The following is a 16481-nucleotide window of genomic DNA, read 5'->3' as shown; positions in this document are numbered from 1 at the left end:
GGCATCTGTCAACAAGCAGCAGCGGGAGGCCGCGGCGCGGCTGAAGCGGTACGAGGCGCGTCAGCAGTTGAACGCCACCCAGAACAAGCGTCGGGTGCGTGACAACGTCATCGCGGTCGTCAGCGTCGTCGCCGTCGCAGCTCTCGCCGGGTTCGCGCAGTTCTATTACTTCGACTCGGGGCCAGGCGCTCCGACCCCGACGCCCACCGAAACAGCTGTCGCCGGTGAGAACGTCGGCGCGCCCGACGCCGACCTCTCCGAAGACCGCATCTGGACCGGCGAGTTCACCTTCAACGAGACCGTCGTGGGCATTCAGCTCGACGGCACCGTTGCCCCCCAGGCGGTTGCCGGTTTCGTGCAGGACTTCGGCACCGGCTACTACCCCGGCACGGTCTGCCACCGCCTCGCGAGCGACCTGTCGTTCCTGCAGTGCGGCTCGATCGACGGCGTGGGTGGCCCCGACCCGACGTTCTCCTACGGGCCGGTCGAGAACGCTCCGGCTGACGACCTCTACCCCGCCGGATCGATCGCGATGGCGCGCGGCAGCGACCAGTACAGCAACGGTCACCAGTTCTTCATCGTGCTCAGCGACACCACCCTCGACGGCTCGACGGGCGGCTACACGATCGTCGGCACGGTGACCTCGGGTCTCGACGCGCTCGCGACGCTCGTGGCCGGGGGACTCGACCCGGCGACGATCGGCGCCGACGGCACCGGCTTCCCGTTGCAGCCCGTCACGATCACGGGCTTCACCATCCAGTAGCTCCCGCAGGCGCCGTAGGAGGGCCGCAGGCTGTGCAATAGGCTGGCTCGGGTCCGGGAAGAGGCACCGGGACGCTCTGGGAGACCCAGCCACTCTGGGAAACAGCGAGGAAGCATTGTGGCGAACGAGCAGGCACCGTGGGGTCGCGTCGGCGACGACGGCACGGTGTACGTCCGTGAAGCGGATGGCGAACGCGCCGTCGGCTCCTACCCCGACGCGACGCCCGAAGAGGCGCTCGGCTACTTCGAGCGCAAGTTCACCGAGCTGCAGGGCCAGGTCTCGCTCCTCGAGCAGCGCGTTCGTGGCGGCGCGCCCGCTGCCGACGTCGCGAAGGCCATCACCTCGCTCACCGAAGCCGTTGCGAGTGCGAACGCCGTCGGCGACCTCCTGTCGCTCACCGAACGGCTGGGCAAGCTCACCGGCAGCGTCGGCGAGCTCACCGAGAAGCAGTCCGCCGAGGCTCGTGCCGCCGTGGATGCCGCCATCGCCGAGCGTGAAGCGCTTGTCGCCGAGGTGGAGGCACTCGCCGCCCAGGACCCGGCGAAGGCACAGTGGAAGCAGGTGTCGACGCAGCTCGACGAGCTGTTCGGCCGGTGGCAGGCCGCCCAGAAGGACGGGCCGCGACTGCCGAAGTCGGTCGGCGACGAGTTCTGGAAGCGCTTCCGCGCCGCGCGCACGATCATCGAGACCCACCGCAAGGCGTTCTTCGCCGAACTCGACAGCACGCACAAGGAAGCCCGCACTCGCAAGCAAGAGCTCGCCGAACGCGCCGAGGCGCTCGTCGGCAAGGGCACCGCGGCGATCCCCGACTACCGTCGCCTACTCGACGAGTGGAAGCTTGCCGGCCGGGCCGGAAAGAAGGTCGACGACGCGTTGTGGGCGCGCTTCAAAGCGGCCGGCGACTCGCTGTACGCCGCGAAGGCGGAGGTCGACGCCCGCGAGAACGAGGAGTTCGCCGGCAACCTCGAACAGAAGCTGGTGCTGCTCGACGAGGCCGAGAAACTGATCACCGCGACCGACCGCGAGTCCGCCAAGAAAACGCTGCTCGGCATTCAGCGCCAATGGGATGCGATCGGCAAGGTTCCCCGTGATTCCATCCGCACCGTCGAAGACCGCATGCGCAAGGTCGAGGCTGCCGTCAAGAAGCTCGATGACGACCACTGGAACAAGACCGACCCTGAGAAGGTCGCCCGTTCGACAGGTCTCGCCGCGCAGTTGACCGGGGCGATCGAAAAGCTCGAACGCGAACTCGCGGCGGCCAAGGCAAGCGGCGACGCCCGCAAGATCAAGGATGCCGAGGAGGCGCTCGCCGCCCGTCGCGTCTGGCTCGACGCCCTCGGCTGATTCGCCGTTTCGGCGGTTCTCCACAGCCTCGGCTGTCCACCGGATGACACCGGATCGTACTGTTTGCCGAGCCGTGACTGCGAGCCTGGCGGCATGCGCCTCTCCCCCGTACTCGCGGATACCGACCTCAGCCCCGTCGAACTGCAGGCCGCCCGACTCGACGGTGAGGTGTACGACCTGGCGGGGGCGTACTGTCTGGTCGGCGAACTCGAGGCACCCCGCCACCGGGCGCGCGCCGTTCTGGGCGCTCGCTCGTCCCGGCTCATCGCCGAGCTCCGCACCGCAGCCTGGATCTGGGGCGCCTGCGAGCAACCCGAGCGCCTCGAGTTCGCCGTCACCCCCGACGCGCGCGCCCGACTCGCACCCGGGCACCACATCGCGGTGCGCGAAATCGTCTACGACCTCGACGACCTAGCGACATTGGACGGGTGTCGCGCCACGACACCGCTGCGCACGATTCTCGACCTCGCCCGCTATGCCCAGCCGTTCGATCCCTCGACGGTGACCCGCCTCGCCGCGATCGGCGGTCTGCACCTCGCCGACTGCCTGACGTCGCTCGCGAGGCGATCGGGCATCCCGTCGAAGGACCGGGCACGCGACAATCTGCGGCTGGCGCTTACGCCGTAGACACCCGGTATACGTCGTAAACCGCGTCAATCCGTCGCACCGCGTTGAGCAGGCGATCAAGGTGCACGGTGTCGCCCATCTCGAAAACGTAGCGGCTGATCGCGAGCCGGTCGCTCGAGGTGGAGACGTTCGCCGAAAGGATGTTGACGTGGTGCTCCGAGAGCACGCGCGTGATATCGGAGAGCAGCCCGGAGCGGTCGAGCGCCTCCACCTGGATCTGCACGAGGAAAACGCTCGACGAGGTCGGCGCCCACTCGACGTCGATCATGCGGTCGGGGTCTTCCCGCAGGGCGGTGACGTTGAGGCAGTCGTTGCGGTGTACCGAGACTCCTGAGCCGCGGGTGACGAAGCCGACGATCGGGTCTCCCGGCACCGGCGTACAGCACTTCGCGAGCTTCACCAGGATGTCGGGGGCGCCGCGCACGAGCACACCAGAGTCGCTCGGCCGCAGCTGGCGGGCGCGACCCTTCGGGGTGAACGGAACCTCGGCCTCGTCGGCTTCCGCCTCGGACTGCAGCGACGCGACGACCTTTTCGAGCACCGACTGGGTCGAGACGTGCCCCTCGCCGATGGCGGCGTAGAGCGCCTCGACACCCTCGTATCGCATCGCGGCCGCTACTTCGGCGAACACGTCGGAACTCATGAGTTTCTGCAACGGGAGGTTCTGTTTGCGCATCGCGCGGGCGATCGAATCCTTGCCCTGCTCGATGGCCTCCTCGCGACGTTCCTTCGTGAACCAGCCACGAATCTTGTTGCGCGCTCGGGGGCTCTTGACGAAGTTGAGCCAGTCCTGACTGGGGCTGGCATCCGGGTTCTTTGAGGTGAAGACCTCGACGACGTCACCGCTCGACAGTTCGCTCTCGAGCGGCACGAGGCGCCCGTTGACCTTCGAGCCCATCGTGCGGTGGCCGACCTCGGTGTGCACCGCGTAGGCGAAGTCGACAGGCGTGGCTCCGGCCGGCAGACCGATGACTTTGCCCTGCGGGGTGAAGACGTAGACCTCTTTGGCCCCGATCTCGAATCGGAGGTTGTCGAGGAACTCGCTCGCGTCTTCGGTTTCGGCCTGCCAGTCGCTGATGTGGGCGAGCCAGGCCATCTCGGTGTCGTTCGGCCCGCGATCCGATTCGCCGCGACCGGAGTTGACGCGTTCCTTGTACTTCCAGTGCGCGGCCACACCGAACTCGGCGCGCTGGTGCATCTCGTGAGTGCGGATCTGGATCTCAACCGGGCGACCCTTCGGCCCGATCACGGTCGTGTGCAGCGACTGATAGAGGTTGAACTTCGGGGTCGCGATGTAGTCCTTGAACCGACCGGGGATCGGATTCCAGCGAGCGTGAATCGCGCCGAGCACCGCGTAGCAGTCGCGGATGTTGTTGACCAGAACCCGGATGCCGACGAGGTCGTAGATCTCGGTGAACTCGCGCCCGCGCAGCACCATCTTCTGGTAGATCGAGTAGTACTGCTTCGGCCGACCGACGACCTGGCCCTTGATCTTGCCCGACTTGAGGTCTTCGTTGACCGCATCGATGACGTTCTGCACGAACTCCTCGCGCTGCGGCGTGCGGTCCCGCACGAGGCTCTCGATCTCGACGTAGAGCTTCGGATGGAGCACCGCGAACGACAGGTCTTCGAGTTCCCACTTGATGGTCTGGATGCCGAGCCGATGCGCGAGCGGCGCGTAGATCTCCATCGTCTCCTGCGCCTTGCGCTTCGCCGACTCCTCGGGCACGAAGCCCCAGGTGCGAGCATTGTGCAGGCGGTCGGCCAACTTGATGACGAGCACGCGGATGTCTTTGCTCATCGCGACGACCATCTTGCGCACCGTTTCGGCCTGAGCGCTGTCGCCGTACTTGAGCTTGTCGAGCTTGGTCACCCCATCGACAAGCATCGCGATCTCGTCGCCGAAGTCGGAACGCACGAGGTCGAGCGTGTAGTCGGTGTCTTCGACGGTGTCATGGAGCAGCGCCGCAGCGATCGTCTTCGAGCCGATCCCCAGGTCAGCCAGGATCTGCGCCACCGCGACGGGGTGGGTGATGTAGGGCTCGCCGCTCTTGCGCTTCTGACCGGAGTGCGCCTTCTCAGCGGCGGCGTAAGCCCGCTCGATGAGGACCACGTCGGCCTTCGGATGGTGCACACGCACGGTCTTGAGCAACCGGTCGACGGCTCCCGTCGGCTGGGCGCGGGAGAAGATTCGAGGCAGCAGGGTCCTCAGAGAGGCCGTGTTCGGCGCCTGAGTCTCCGTCATGCACAGAGTCTAGTTTCGGGTGCGGAGGACCGCTGACGCGAATGCTTAGGCGGTGACCATGGACTTCTCGCGCAGCTCCAGCACGCGCTTGTCGCGCTTGGCGATGTTCGGCTCGTTCTCGCGGAACCACACGTAGAGCGGCGACGCGACGAACGGCGTCGAGTAGGTGCCGATGATGGTTCCGACGAGCAGCGCGAGCGAGATGTCGCGAAGCGTGTCGGCGCCGAGTACGAACGAGCCGATGAAGAGGATCGCCGCGACCGGCAGCGCCGCGACGACACCCGTGTTGATCGACCGCACGAGCGTCTGGTTCACCGCGAGGTTGACCGTCTCGCCGAACGTGCGTGTCGAGTCGTCGGACATCTCGGACGTGTTCTCGCGAATCTTGTCGAACACCACCACGGTGTCGTAGAGCGAGAACCCAAGAATCGTCAGGAACCCAACGACCGCAGCCGGGGTGATCTCGAAGCCAGAGGCAGCGTAGACGCCGACCGTGATGACGAGATCGTGGAACAGCGAGAGGATGGCGGCGAGCGACATCTTCCACGTGCGGAAGTAGATCGCCATCATGATCATCGCCAACACCAAGAACACGCCGAGACCGATGAGAGCCTGCCGGGTGATGTCGGCACCCCAGGTCGGGCCGACGAACGACGACGTGACTTCGGTCGTCTCGTAGGAGTCCTCGAGGGCGAGCGCGACGTCTTGCGTCTCCTCGTTCGTCAGCTGGTCGGTCTGCACGCGCACGCCGTCGTCGCCGACGGTGCTGACCCGTACGACCGCATCGGGTGCGACCGAATGGACGGCCTCTTCCGCAAGGGCGGTGTCGGGCTGATCCGCCCCATCCGGGATCGCTGCATCAGAAACCTGGAACTGCGAGCCACCCCGGAATTCGATGCCGAAGTTGAAGCCGGCACCGTAGTCGCCGCCACCGCGCACAAAGGGCACGGCGAGTGCGATCAACATCAGCACCGCCGCGATAGACAGCCAGATGACGCGCAGCCGGATGAACGGAACCGACCGAGCTCCGGTGTAGAGGTCGTTGCCGAACCGCGTGAGCCCGCTGGCCATTACTTCTTCCCCTTGGACTCGGTCGACTTCTTCGAAGGAGTCGACGCGGACTCGGCCGCCTTGCGCTCGGCGATCGTCTGGCGTTTGCCTGCCTCACGGCTCGCGCCGGCCTTGCGGGCCTCGGTCGACGGCCGGAACTCAGCCCGCCCTCGATACACCGCACCCAGCGCCTGTGGGTCGAGGCCGCTCAGCGGGTGCCCCGAGGAGAAGAACGGCCGCGTAGCCAGCAGCTGCAGCATCGGGTGGGTGAAGAGTACGACGACGAGCACGTCAATGATGACCGTGATGCCCAGCGTGAACGCGAACCCCTTCACATTGCCGACGGCGACGATGTAGAGAACGACCGCCGACAACAGCGTCACGCCCTTTGCCGCGTAGATCGTGCGCAGCGCACGTCTCCAGCCGGCCTCGACGGCGCTGGTCAGCCGCTTGCCGTCGCGCAACTCGTCGCGGATGCGTTCGAAGTAGACGATGAACGAGTCGACGGTGAACCCGATCGCCACGATGAGACCCGCGACGCCAGCGAGCGACAGCCGGTAGTCCAGCCGCCCCCACGACAGGATCGTGACCGTCAGGTAGGTGATCAGCGCCGCGACGACGAGTGAGGCGATCGTGACCGAGGCCAGAGCCCGGTACTGGAAGAACGAGTAGATCACCACGAGGATGAGACCGATGCCGCCGGCGATCAGACCGCTCGCCAGCTGGCTCTCGCCGAGCGTGGCCGAGATCGACTCCTGGCTCTGCGCCTCAAAGCTCACGGGCAGCGCGCCGAACTTGAGCTGGCTGGCGAGCGACGTCGCGGTTTCCTGGGTGAAGCTTCCGGTGATCTCCGGCTTGCCGTTCGTGATGGCAGCCTGAGTCGCCGGCGCGATCAGCACCTTGCCGTCGAGCACTGCTGCGAACTGATCCCGGGGAGACGCGAGTCCGACCAGTCGAGTGGTGATGTCAGCGAATGCCGCAGTACCCGCATCGTCGAAAGTCGGGTAGATGGCCCACCGCCCCGTGTTGGCGCCGTTGGAACCCAGCACCTGGCCGGCTCGTGCATCGCTGATGTTGGAGCCATCCACTTCGACCGGACCGAGGATGTACTTGATCGAGAGGTCGGTCTCACAGGTGATCAGCGGCTCGTCGGCGGGTGCGACGTTCGTGGTGGCGGAGGCCAGGCTCGCGCAATCGAACGCGTCGAACTCCGCCTGAAGTTCCGGGGTCACCCAGGCGAGGTCGCTGCCATCAGTCGGAGTCGCACTCGGGGTGGCTGCCGCATCGGGGGTCGCTGCGGGGTCGGGCGTCGCCGACGGGGTCGGGTCGGGGGTGCCGTCGCCATCGGCATCTGTCCCGTCACCCGCCGTGGTGGCCGAAGGAGCGCCGGCGACGAGCACGGCGCGGAACTCGAGCTTCGCCGAGGCCTGGAGACGGTCGAGGGTCGCCTGGTCAGGTTGCCCCGGGATGGCCACGACGATGTTCGTGCCGAGCGTCGAGATCTCGGCTTCGGAGACACCGGTGGCGTCGACCCGCTGCCGGATGATCGTTACTGCTTGCTCGAGCTGCTCGGTGGTGACGTCTGCAGCTCCCTCGGCGATGAGGGGCTCCAGGATGATCTGCGTGCCGCCCTGCAGATCGAGCGCGAGCTTGGGGGCTGGGTCCCAGCCGCCCCAGAGCACTCCGGCGCCGACGACTCCGCCCATGATGGCGATGATCGCGCCGAGCCAGGCGAGAGAACGCGCCGCCTTGCCTGCCGGGCTCGATGACTTCGTGGCCACGCGCCTCTTCTTTCTCACGTTCAGGTGGACGCGCTCACGCGCGCCCGATGAGACCCGATTCCCACCGGGTCAGCAACCAAGGGTAACGACTACTCGGTCGGCTTCTTGCGCGACCGCGGGGCCGGCTTCGGCTTGTCGGACCGCTCGCCGAACTCGGGCTCGGTCATCGGCTCGACACTGCTGTCGTTCAACAGCGCGCGGGGCTCGTCGGCCTCATCCGCGACCGGCTCGATCTCCTCGACGACCTTGGCGATCGTCTGGCTGTGCACCCGCAGCTTGGTGCCGGGCGTGGTCTCGATGATCGCTTCGTTCTTCTCTTCGTCGACGGAGAGGAGGGTTCCGAAGATTCCCTGGCTGGTCATCACCTCGGCGCCGGGAACGATTTTCTCGCGCATGGTCTCGGCATCGCGCTTGCGGCGCCGCGAGCTGAGGAACATGAACACGATGAGCACGCCAGCGATGGCGATGAGTGCAAGGGACAGCGGATCTTCGAACACGAGAAAGCCTTCCGGGGATTGAGGGGTTTCGCGCGGAGCCTAGACAGCAGGGCTGCGCGAACCCCCTGAATCATATGCCATCGTCGAAGAGCCCCCCTCGGTCGGGCCGGCGCACCCCCAGGTGATCCCACGCCCGTCGGGTGGCGACCCGCCCGCGCGGCGTTCGGCTCAGCATCCCCACCCGCACCAGGAACGGCTCGACGACCGATTCGATCGTGTCGGCCTCTTCGCCCACACTCACAGCGAGGGTACTCAAGCCGACCGGCCCGCCTTCGAAGCGCGACACGATTGCCTCGAGCACCGCACGGTCGAGACGATCGAGTCCGATGGGGTCGACATCGTACAACTCGAGGGCGCCATGCACCGCGGACATCCCCGCTCCCCCGCCACGCACGAGCGCGAAGTCGCGAACGCGACGCAACAGGCGATTGGCGATGCGCGGGGTGCCGCGACTGCGGCTCGCGATCTCGCGCCGCGCGTCAGACGGAATGTCGAGTTCGAGCAACCGCGCCGCCCGGGCGAGCACTTCGTCGAGTTCGGCGTCTTCGTAGAACTCCAGATTCGCGGTGAACCCGAAGCGGTCGCGTAGCGGGTTCGGCAGCAGACCCGACCGAGTGGTTGCCCCGACGAGGGTGAAGGGCGCCAGATCAAGAGGGATGCTCGTGGCGCCTGCCCCTTTGCCGACCATGATGTCGATGCGAAAGTCTTCCATCGCGAGGTAGAGCATCTCTTCGGCGTTGCGCGCCATGCGGTGGATCTCGTCGATGAACAGCACTTCGCCCGGTACGAGGCTCGAGAGCAGCGCCGCGAGATCTCCGGCGTGTTGGATGGCGGGACCGCTCGACATGCGAAGGGGTCGCCCCGACTCGTGCGCGACGATCATCGCGAGCGTGGTCTTTCCGAGCCCGGGCGGACCGGCGAGCAGGATGTGGTCGGGCGTGCGATTCTGCATCGCTGCCGCGTCGAGCAACAGTTGCAACTGACCGCGCACCTTGGTCTGGCCGACGAACTCGGCGAGGCTGCGCGGCCGCAGAGCGCCCTCGAAGGCAATCTCGGCCTCCGACTCGGGAGCGGAGCGCCCGATCCCGGTGTCGACACTCCCGTCGTTCATGATCTCGTCGCTGTCGGGCAGGTCGGTCATGAGCGCACCTGTTGCGGTCCGAGCCGGGCCAGCGCCAATCGCAGCAGTGCGGGCACGGGCAACGCCCCGTCTTCCGTCGAGGTCTCGATGACCTCGTCAACGGCTTGCCCGGCGACCCGTTCGTTCCAGCCGAGGCCGACGAGCGCGGCGACGACGTTCTGGACGGTCGAGGATGCGGGGGCTGGCGCCGAGGGGATGCCGACCGGTGCGACGATCTTGCCGGCGAGCGAGACCACGATGAGTTTCGCGGTCTTCGGACCAATGCCCGACACCTTGCGGAACGGCGCATCGTCTTCGGTGGCGACAGCAGAAGCGATCTGGTCGGGAGTCAACGTGGCGAGCACGCCCAGGGCAGACTTCGGGCCAACCCCGGAGACCCCGCGGAGGAGGTCGAACATCTCGAGCTCGGCGGACGTCGCGAATCCGAACAGGCTCATGTCGTCTTCGCGCACGATGAGCGCCGTGTGCAGTCGCGCCTCACTGCCGACCCGCAGAGTGAGCGCGTGCTGAGGGGTGATCTGCACGGAGTACCCGAGCCCGCCGACATCCATCTGCGCATGCGATGTGGTCACGCTGAGCACCGTGCCACGCACCGAGGAGATCACGACGCCACCCTACGTTTGCCCGCCGACTTCTCGGCCTCCCGCCACGCACGCTGAGCCGGCGTCTCGCCGCCACCTGCACCCGCCGGTTGAGCAGCGCCCGCAGGGTGCCTGTCGAAACCGACACTCCCCCGCCATCCGTGGCATATCGCGAGCGCGAGAGCATCCGCGGCATCCGCTGGTTTCGGCACTTCATCCAACGCGAGGATGCGCATGACCATGTTGCCGACTTGGGCTTTCGCCGCCGAGCCATAGCCCGTGATGGCGGCCTTGACCTCGCTCGGGGTGTGGAGTCCGACCGGCAACCCGTGCTCGGCCGCGACCGCGAGCGCAATGCCGCTGGCCTGAGCGGTGCCCATGACGGTGCGGAGGTTGTGTTGTGCAAACACCCGCTCCACCGCGACGGCCGCCGGCGCGAACTCGACGATGAGCGCCGAGATGCCCCGCGACACCGCGAGCAGGCGCACCTCAAGCGGGTCAGCGGGGGGCGTACGGATGACACCCGCGTGTACGAAGCGCACGCGACGTCCGGCGCCGATCTCGACGACGCCTACTCCGCACCGGGTCAGACCCGGGTCGATCCCCAGGATGCGCACCCGGCCAGACTAATCGAACGAATGTACGAAAAGTGGTCTCGACACGCGGGCTGCGCCCGCTACTCGACCAGCGAGCGTGTCAGTCGTCCGCATCCAGTTCGGACTGCACCGCGTCGGTGATCTCGAAGTTGCTGAAGACGTTCTGCACGTCGTCGCTGTCTTCCAGCGCATCGATGAGCCGGAACACCTTGCGCGCCGTGTCGGCGTCGATCTCGATGTGCAGGTTCGGCACGAACTCGGCTTCCGCCGAGTCGTAGTCGATCCCCGATTGCTGCAGCGCGGTGCGAGCCTGCACGAGGTCGGACGGGTCGGTGACGACCTCGAATCCGCCGCCGTGGTCTTTGACTTCTTCGGCGCCGGCCTCCAGCACTGCCTCGAGGATCGCGTCCTCGTTGACGCCGTCCAGCTTGGTGATCGAGATGACGCCCTTGCGGCTGAAGTTGTAGGCGACGCTTCCCGGGTCGGCGAGGGTGCCGCCGTTGCGGTTGAGCGCGGTGCGCACCTCAGCCGCGGCGCGGTTCTTGTTGTCGGTGAGGCACTCGACGAGGAAAGCGACCCCGTTCGGGCCGTACGCCTCATACATGATCGACTCGTAGCTGATCGCCTCACCGCCGATGCCGGCCCCGCGTTTGATGGCGCGGTCGATGTTGTCGTTAGGAACCGAGGTCTTCTTGGCCTTCTGCACCGCATCGAAGAGGGTGGGGTTGCCCGCCATGTCGGCGCCGCCCATCTTCGCGGCCACCTCGATGTTCTTGATGAGCTTCGCGAACGACTTGGCCCGACGGCTGTCGATGATTGCCTTCTTGTGCTTCGTGGTGGCCCACTTGGAATGCCCGCTCACGGTGCTCCTTCTTGCTGTGCGAAAACCCTTGCGATCTTAGCTGGCGTGCCGGGAACCCCAGCCCTAGGCTCACGAGGTGCCTGCGCGATGGTTCCGTATCTCGTTTGCCGAGAACGCGTTCCGGCGTTTCCTCACTGAGATCGGCGAATCCCTCGAGTCGCTGCGCATCGGCACCGCGCTCAAGGCGATGACGGCGTTCTACACGGACGCCCGAGCGCAGCACGCCCGCATCCTCGACGACGGCGACGGCCTGCTCTGGCAGTGGGGGCCGGATGCCGACGCCACCCGGTTTACCGCAGGCATCACGCGACAGCTGATCCGGGAGGGCGACGACCAACCGATCGTGCAGGTGACGCTCTGCCTCGCCTACCGATGGACGCCGGCGCGGCGCGCTCTGGGCCGCGGCCACGCCTGGTGCTTCACCCCGACCGCGGTCGCCGACTTCGAGCGCAGCATCCGCCGATCTCAGGAGTTCCGTGCCGTTTCAGCGGCGGCGCCCGTCGAAGTCACGCTGCGCACCGACGCGCTCTAGCTCTCTTTGAGCCGTACCCCCGAAGACTTCAGCTCGAGCTGCGCGAGGCGACGCACCACGTCGGATTCCCCGCGGCGCCACGCCCCGAGCGCGTCGGCGTCGATGCTCGTGATCGCCGAGAGCTTCTGCGTCGTCAGGGCGCGCAGGGCGAGCAGGTCCATCCCGACGTCGGCCGCCACGATCGCTTTGACCCGGCCAGCCCGTCGGATGAAGAGGATGCGCGGCACGAGCCAGATGATGAGGATCGTCAGCACCGGCAGCGCGGCCGTTCCGATTCCCAGGGTCGTCGCGAGCTGCAGCACCGCGTCCTGCTGCGCCTGTCCGGCGGCCTCAAGTGTGGCGCCGGCCGCGCTGGCCCCGTCGAACGGCAGCCGGATGCCGGGGCCGATCAGCGGCACCCCGCCGAGCGTTTCGCCGACCTCGGTCATCGTCTCTCTGAACCCGGCCCCCGCATCCTCCATCTGCACCCCGAAGACGGCGAGGTTGTTGATGAGGGTGAACACGGTGTACCCGAACCAGACCCAGAGCGCGATCGCACCGAGCGCGAGCACGTCGGCGATGATCTGGCGGGTGCGGCGGCCGGCGAAATCTGAGTAGATCTTCATCCTCCGATCATGCCGCGAGAGCCAGCTCAGCGAAGGATCGGGTTATTGCAGGTCGAGCCTGTCGATCAGCCACGAACCACCCGAGTTGACGAGGTGGTAGGTGTACAGGTCGGTGCCTGGCTCGCCGTCGAGCACGTAGGTCTCACTTGTCGTCACCGTCGCGGTGTCACCGGTCACCGAGGTGCCGGTCACGGCGACCTGGTAGTCGGAGTAGGTGTCAACGAAGTTCTGCGCGATGGATTCGAAACCTTCACACGTCGGCTCGAACGACTCCTGGTAGGCCTCGGTCGTGATGCTCAGATAGAGCTCGCAGTCGACGGTGTCGAAGGCGCGGTCATAGGCGCCGATGACCTCTTGCGGACCCTTCGCGGCCCCGACGATCACGTTGAACACGACGACGACAGCCACGACGACGAGCAGGATGACGGCGAGGGCCGCACCACCGAGGATCCAGGGCAACTTCGACTTCTTCGTCGCGACCGGAAGCACCGCCGCGTCGGGAGTCGGCGTGACGGGAGGGGTGCCAGCGTCCGGCGGCGGGGTGCTCATCGCCCGATGCTACCGAGGAAGCGCTCGTGGAAGCGATAGTCGTCAGTGACCTCGGGGTGGAACGCGGTACCGAGGAGCACGCCCTGTTCCACTGCGACCACGCGACCGTCGTCGAGCGTCGCGAGTGCGCGAGCTGCAGGCCCGACCTCTTCGATGACGGGCGCCCGGATGAAGACCGCGTGCATCGGCGGATCGCCCAGCGCGGGAATGTCGAGGTCGGTCTCGAACGAGTCGTTCTGATTGCCGAACGCGTTGCGCCGCACGACGACGTCGAGTCCGCCGAACGTCTGCTGTCCCGCGATGGCATCGCGCACCGTATCGGCGAGCATGATGAGGCCGGCACAGGTGCCGTAGACCGGCATCCCGTCGGCGATGCGCTGCTTGAGCGGCTCCGCGAGACCGAAAGCGCGCGACAGCTTGTCCATCACGCTCGACTCACCGCCCGGGATGACCAGCCCGGCCACCTCGTCGAGTTCGGCCGCGCGGCGGACCGGGACGGCATCCGCCCCCAGTTCGCGGAGCACGAGCAGGTGCTCGCGGAAGTCGCCCTGGAGGGCGAGCACTCCGACCTTGGGAGCTGCTCTACCAGCCACGGTCGGCGAGGCGGTGCGGCGCCGGGATGTCGGCGACGTTGATGCCGACCATCGCTTCGCCGAGGCCGCGCGACGCGGCGGCGATCTCGGCGGGGTCGTCGAAGAACGTCGTCGCCTTGACGATCGCCGCGGCGCGGGCCGCGGGGTTGCCCGCCTTGAAGATGCCCGATCCGACGAACACGCCGTCGGCGCCGAGCTGCATCATGAGCGCCGCATCCGCCGGGGTCGCGACTCCGCCGGCCGTGAACAGCACGACCGGGAGCTTGCCCGTCGTGGCGATCTCGGCGACCAGGTCGTAGGGCGCCTGCAGCTCTTTCGCGGCGACGTAGAGCTCGTCTTTGGTCTTCGACTTCAAAGCATTGATCTCGCCGGTGATCGTGCGGATGTGCTTGGTCGCTTCCGAGACGTCGCCGGTGCCGGCCTCGCCCTTCGAGCGGATCATGGCCGCACCCTCGGTGATGCGCCGTAGTGCCTCGCCGAGGTTGGTGGCACCGCAGACGAACGGCACGGTGAACTTCCACTTGTCGATGTGGTTGACGTAGTCGGCGGGCGACAGCACTTCGGACTCGTCGATGTAGTCGACACCGAGCTGCTGCAGCACCTGGGCCTCGACGAAGTGGCCGATGCGGGCCTTCGCCATGACCGGGATCGATACGGCGGCGATGATGCCATCGATGAGGTCGGGGTCGCTCATGCGCGCGACGCCACCTTGCGCCCGGATGTCGGCGGGAACTCGCTCCAGCGCCATGACCGCGACGGCGCCGGCATCTTCGGCGATCTTCGCCTGGTCGGCGGTGACGACATCCATGATGACGCCGCCCTTGAGCATCTCGGCGAGTCCGCGCTTGACGCCCTTGGTGCCGAGCTCCTGGCGAGCGGAGTCCGGCGTCGTCTCTGTCGTGGTCATAACTATCGATTCTACGTTCGTTCGGCACGGGCGGCCGCGGCCACCCGGAGGGCTCTGGCCTCGGGGGCTGGGCGCGTCTACTTCGGCCCCCGCGCCGACGGCGTTCACAGCGACGACCCGTCAACTCGAGACACAACTCTCGGAAATCTTGAGGCTCAGCCACGTCTCGTCGATGAAGTATCGGATTCCCGAGAGTTGGGATCGCACTGTGCCCGTGCGCGCCCACCCGATTGCTGTGTCGACGTGGGCTGCGCGGCCACTCAACCCGTAGGTCGAGGCCAGGCACCAGCGATCTCGTCGCGCACTTCGCCGAGCAGCCGCGGGATCGCTTTCGTGCGCGCAACGATCGGGAAGAAGTTGGAGTCGGTTGCCCAGCGCGGCACGACATGTTGGTGCAGGTGCGCGGCGATCCCGGCCCCGGCGATCGCGCCCTGGTTCATGCCGAGGTTGAAGCCGTCGGCCCGCGCGGTCTGCGTGAGCACCCGCATCGCGGTCTGCGTGAGCGCCCCGATCTCGGCGACTTCCTCGGGCGTTGCGCTGTCGTAGTTTGCGATGTGGCGGTACGGCACGACCAGGAGGTGGCCGCTGTTGTAGGGGAAAAGATTGAGGATGACGTACGCCACCTCGCCGCGATGCACGATCAGCGCCTGCTCGTCGGTGAGCGTCGGCGCGGTGCAGAACACGCAGTCATCACCCGGCGAATGGGCGCCCTGCTCGATGTAGGCGATGCGGTGCGGCGTCCAGAGCCGCTGAAAGCCGTCCGGGATGCCGGCGAGCCCGGCCGACGACTCAGCATCGGGGTACTCGCTGCCGTCGTAGTCACGGGACATCTCAGACCTGCGCGTGGGTGTCGATGGCCTCGTGGATGCGGGCGACGGCATCCTCAATCGCCACGCCGTTGTCTTGGGTGCCGTCGCGGAACCGGAAGCTGACGGTGCCCGCCGTGCGGTCGTGCTCCCCCGCGATCAGTTGGACCGGCACCTTCATGAGGGTGTGGGAGCGGATCTTCTTCTGCATCCGCTCGTCGCTCACATCGAGTTCGGCGCGCACCCCCTCGGCCTTGAGTCGGTCGACAATCTCACCCAGGTAGTCGGCGAACTCCTCGGCGACCGGGATGCCGACGACCTGCACGGGCGAGAGCCACACCGGGAACGCCCCCGCGTAGTGCTCGAGCAGAATCGCGAAGAACCGCTCGATCGAGCCGAACAGTGCACGGTGGATCATGATCGGCCGCTTCTTCTCGCCATCGCGATCGGTGAACTCGAGCTCGAACCGCTCGGGCAGGTTGACGTCGATCTGCACGGTCGACAGCTGCCAGACGCGGCCGATGGCATCGCGAGTCTTCAGGTCGATCTTCGGTCCGTAGAACGCGGCCTCGCCGGGCACCTCGGTGTATTTCAACCCGCTCGCCTGCGCGACATGGCGAAGCGCATTCGTCGAGTACTCCCAGAACTCGTCCGACCCGATCCACTTCTCTTTCTCGTCGTCGCGCATCGAGAGCTCGAGTTCGAAGTCGTCGAGGCCGAAGTCACGCAGCATCGAGATGACGAAGTCGAGCACCTTCGCGGTCTCACCCTCGAGCTGCTCGGGGGTCACGAAGAGGTGGGAGTCGTCTTGAGTGAAACCGCGCACGCGGGTGAGCCCGTGCAGCGCGCCGGATAGCTCATTGCGATACACCGTGCCGTTCTCAGCGAGCCGCATCGGCAGGTCGCGGTAGCTGCGGCCGCGTTCCTTGTAGATGAGGATGTGCATCGGACAGTTCATCGGCTTCAGGTAGTAGTCGACGCCCGGCTTGGTGACGTTCCCCT

General features: G+C 66.8%; 18 protein-coding genes. 4 read left to right on the top strand and 14 right to left on the bottom strand.

Annotated features, from left to right (window positions below; all coding sequences use genetic code 11):
• From RMO30_RS11420 to RMO30_RS11410, 3 genes are all read left to right on the top strand, one after another.
• Positions 1–763 (top strand): peptidylprolyl isomerase (locus RMO30_RS11420; protein ID WP_309713497.1); only part of this gene is annotated, 763 nt, incomplete at its 5' end.
• A gap of 114 nt (positions 764–877) precedes the next feature.
• The gene (locus RMO30_RS11415; protein WP_309713507.1) at positions 878–2107 is read left to right on the top strand and encodes a DUF349 domain-containing protein; all 1230 of its coding nucleotides are present in this window, start codon (positions 878–880) and stop codon (positions 2105–2107) included.
• Between the two features lie 93 nt (positions 2108–2200).
• A complete protein-coding gene (locus tag RMO30_RS11410; RefSeq protein WP_309713494.1) occupies positions 2201–2734 on the top strand; it encodes a type IV toxin-antitoxin system AbiEi family antitoxin in 534 nt (177 codons plus the stop codon).
• Here RMO30_RS11410 and RMO30_RS11405 read toward each other — a convergent pair.
• The 8 genes from RMO30_RS11405 to RMO30_RS11370 all read right to left on the bottom strand — a co-directional run bounded on the left by RMO30_RS11405 (position 2724) and on the right by RMO30_RS11370 (position 11487).
• Positions 2724–4979, bottom strand: a complete 2256-nt coding sequence (locus RMO30_RS11405) for a bifunctional (p)ppGpp synthetase/guanosine-3',5'-bis(diphosphate) 3'-pyrophosphohydrolase (RefSeq protein ID WP_309713492.1) — start codon at positions 4977–4979, stop codon at positions 2724–2726. The two genes, RMO30_RS11410 and RMO30_RS11405, sit on opposite strands and share 11 nt — an antisense overlap.
• 45 nt (positions 4980–5024) lie before the next feature.
• A complete protein-coding gene (gene secF, locus RMO30_RS11400; RefSeq protein ID WP_309713490.1) occupies positions 5025–6050 on the bottom strand; it encodes a protein translocase subunit SecF in 1026 nt (341 codons plus the stop codon).
• Complete coding sequence (gene secD, locus RMO30_RS11395) at positions 6050–7735, bottom strand: protein translocase subunit SecD (protein WP_309713504.1); 1686 nt, start codon at positions 7733–7735, stop codon at positions 6050–6052. The genes secF and secD overlap by 1 nt, the downstream gene beginning before the upstream one ends.
• A 164-nt stretch (positions 7736–7899) precedes the next feature.
• Entirely contained in the window at positions 7900–8307 is a 408-nt protein-coding gene (yajC, locus tag RMO30_RS11390; RefSeq protein ID WP_309713487.1) for a preprotein translocase subunit YajC, read from the bottom strand.
• Between the two features lie 70 nt (positions 8308–8377).
• Positions 8378–9418, bottom strand: a complete 1041-nt coding sequence (ruvB, locus tag RMO30_RS11385) for a Holliday junction branch migration DNA helicase RuvB (protein ID WP_309713502.1) — start codon at positions 9416–9418, stop codon at positions 8378–8380.
• Positions 9419–9444: 26 nt separating this feature from the next.
• Positions 9445–10053, bottom strand: coding sequence for a Holliday junction branch migration protein RuvA (ruvA, locus tag RMO30_RS11380; RefSeq protein WP_309713484.1), 609 nt, complete (start codon positions 10051–10053; stop codon positions 9445–9447).
• On the bottom strand, positions 10050–10640 hold the full coding sequence (ruvC, locus tag RMO30_RS11375; RefSeq protein WP_309713500.1) for a crossover junction endodeoxyribonuclease RuvC: 591 nt from the start codon (positions 10638–10640) through the stop codon (positions 10050–10052). The genes ruvA and ruvC overlap by 4 nt, the downstream gene beginning before the upstream one ends.
• 85 nt (positions 10641–10725) lie before the next feature.
• On the bottom strand, positions 10726–11487 hold the full coding sequence (locus RMO30_RS11370; RefSeq protein ID WP_309713481.1) for a YebC/PmpR family DNA-binding transcriptional regulator: 762 nt from the start codon (positions 11485–11487) through the stop codon (positions 10726–10728).
• A 76-nt stretch (positions 11488–11563) separates the two neighbouring features.
• Between RMO30_RS11370 and RMO30_RS11365 the strand changes: the two genes are divergently transcribed.
• Entirely contained in the window at positions 11564–12019 is a 456-nt protein-coding gene (locus tag RMO30_RS11365) for a hypothetical protein (protein ID WP_309713478.1), read from the top strand.
• On the opposite strand, the gene RMO30_RS11360 is transcribed toward RMO30_RS11365, so the two are convergent.
• The 6 genes from RMO30_RS11360 to thrS all read right to left on the bottom strand — a co-directional run.
• A complete protein-coding gene (locus RMO30_RS11360) occupies positions 12016–12624 on the bottom strand; it encodes a hypothetical protein (RefSeq protein WP_309713475.1) in 609 nt (202 codons plus the stop codon). The two genes, RMO30_RS11365 and RMO30_RS11360, sit on opposite strands and share 4 nt — an antisense overlap.
• A 42-nt stretch (positions 12625–12666) precedes the next feature.
• A complete protein-coding gene (locus RMO30_RS11355; RefSeq protein ID WP_309713472.1) occupies positions 12667–13173 on the bottom strand; it encodes a hypothetical protein in 507 nt (168 codons plus the stop codon).
• Positions 13170–13766, bottom strand: a complete 597-nt coding sequence (pdxT, locus tag RMO30_RS11350; RefSeq protein ID WP_309713469.1) for a pyridoxal 5'-phosphate synthase glutaminase subunit PdxT — start codon at positions 13764–13766, stop codon at positions 13170–13172. Before pdxT ends, RMO30_RS11355 begins: the two co-directional genes overlap by 4 nt.
• Entirely contained in the window at positions 13756–14673 is a 918-nt protein-coding gene (gene pdxS / locus RMO30_RS11345; protein WP_309713466.1) for a pyridoxal 5'-phosphate synthase lyase subunit PdxS, read from the bottom strand. Before pdxS ends, pdxT begins: the two co-directional genes overlap by 11 nt.
• A 260-nt stretch (positions 14674–14933) precedes the next feature.
• Positions 14934–15503: an HIT domain-containing protein gene (locus tag RMO30_RS11340; RefSeq protein ID WP_309713463.1), complete on the bottom strand. Its 570-nt coding sequence runs from the start codon at positions 15501–15503 to the stop codon at positions 14934–14936.
• A gap of 1 nt (position 15504) precedes the next feature.
• A partial coding sequence (gene thrS / locus RMO30_RS11335) for a threonine--tRNA ligase (protein ID WP_309713460.1) occupies positions 15505–16481 on the bottom strand: 977 nt, incomplete at its 5' end.

This window comes from Pseudolysinimonas sp., assembly GCF_031389465.1.
In the GTDB taxonomy this organism is placed as follows: Bacteria; Actinomycetota; Actinomycetes; order Actinomycetales; family Microbacteriaceae; genus Pseudolysinimonas_A.
This window is presented reverse-complemented; position numbering and strand designations above follow the sequence as displayed.

Coding starts and splice junctions, on each gene's coding strand:
- RMO30_RS11410 (WP_309713494.1), top strand. CDS start 2,201: ATGCGCCTCTCCCCCGTACTCGCGGATACCGACCTCAGCCCCGTCGAA.
- RMO30_RS11405 (WP_309713492.1), bottom strand. CDS start 4,979: ATGACGGAGACTCAGGCGCCGAACACGGCCTCTCTGAGGACCCTGCTG.
- secF (WP_309713490.1), bottom strand. CDS start 6,050: ATGGCCAGCGGGCTCACGCGGTTCGGCAACGACCTCTACACCGGAGCT.
- secD (WP_309713504.1), bottom strand. CDS start 7,735: ATGGGCGGAGTCGTCGGCGCCGGAGTGCTCTGGGGCGGCTGGGACCCA.
- ruvB (WP_309713502.1), bottom strand. CDS start 9,418: ATGAACGACGGGAGTGTCGACACCGGGATCGGGCGCTCCGCTCCCGAG.
- RMO30_RS11360 (WP_309713475.1), bottom strand. CDS start 12,624: ATGAAGATCTACTCAGATTTCGCCGGCCGCCGCACCCGCCAGATCATC.
- RMO30_RS11355 (WP_309713472.1), bottom strand. CDS start 13,173: ATGAGCACCCCGCCGCCGGACGCTGGCACCCCTCCCGTCACGCCGACT.
- pdxS (WP_309713466.1), bottom strand. CDS start 14,673: ATGACCACGACAGAGACGACGCCGGACTCCGCTCGCCAGGAGCTCGGC.
- RMO30_RS11340 (WP_309713463.1), bottom strand. CDS start 15,503: ATGTCCCGTGACTACGACGGCAGCGAGTACCCCGATGCTGAGTCGTCG.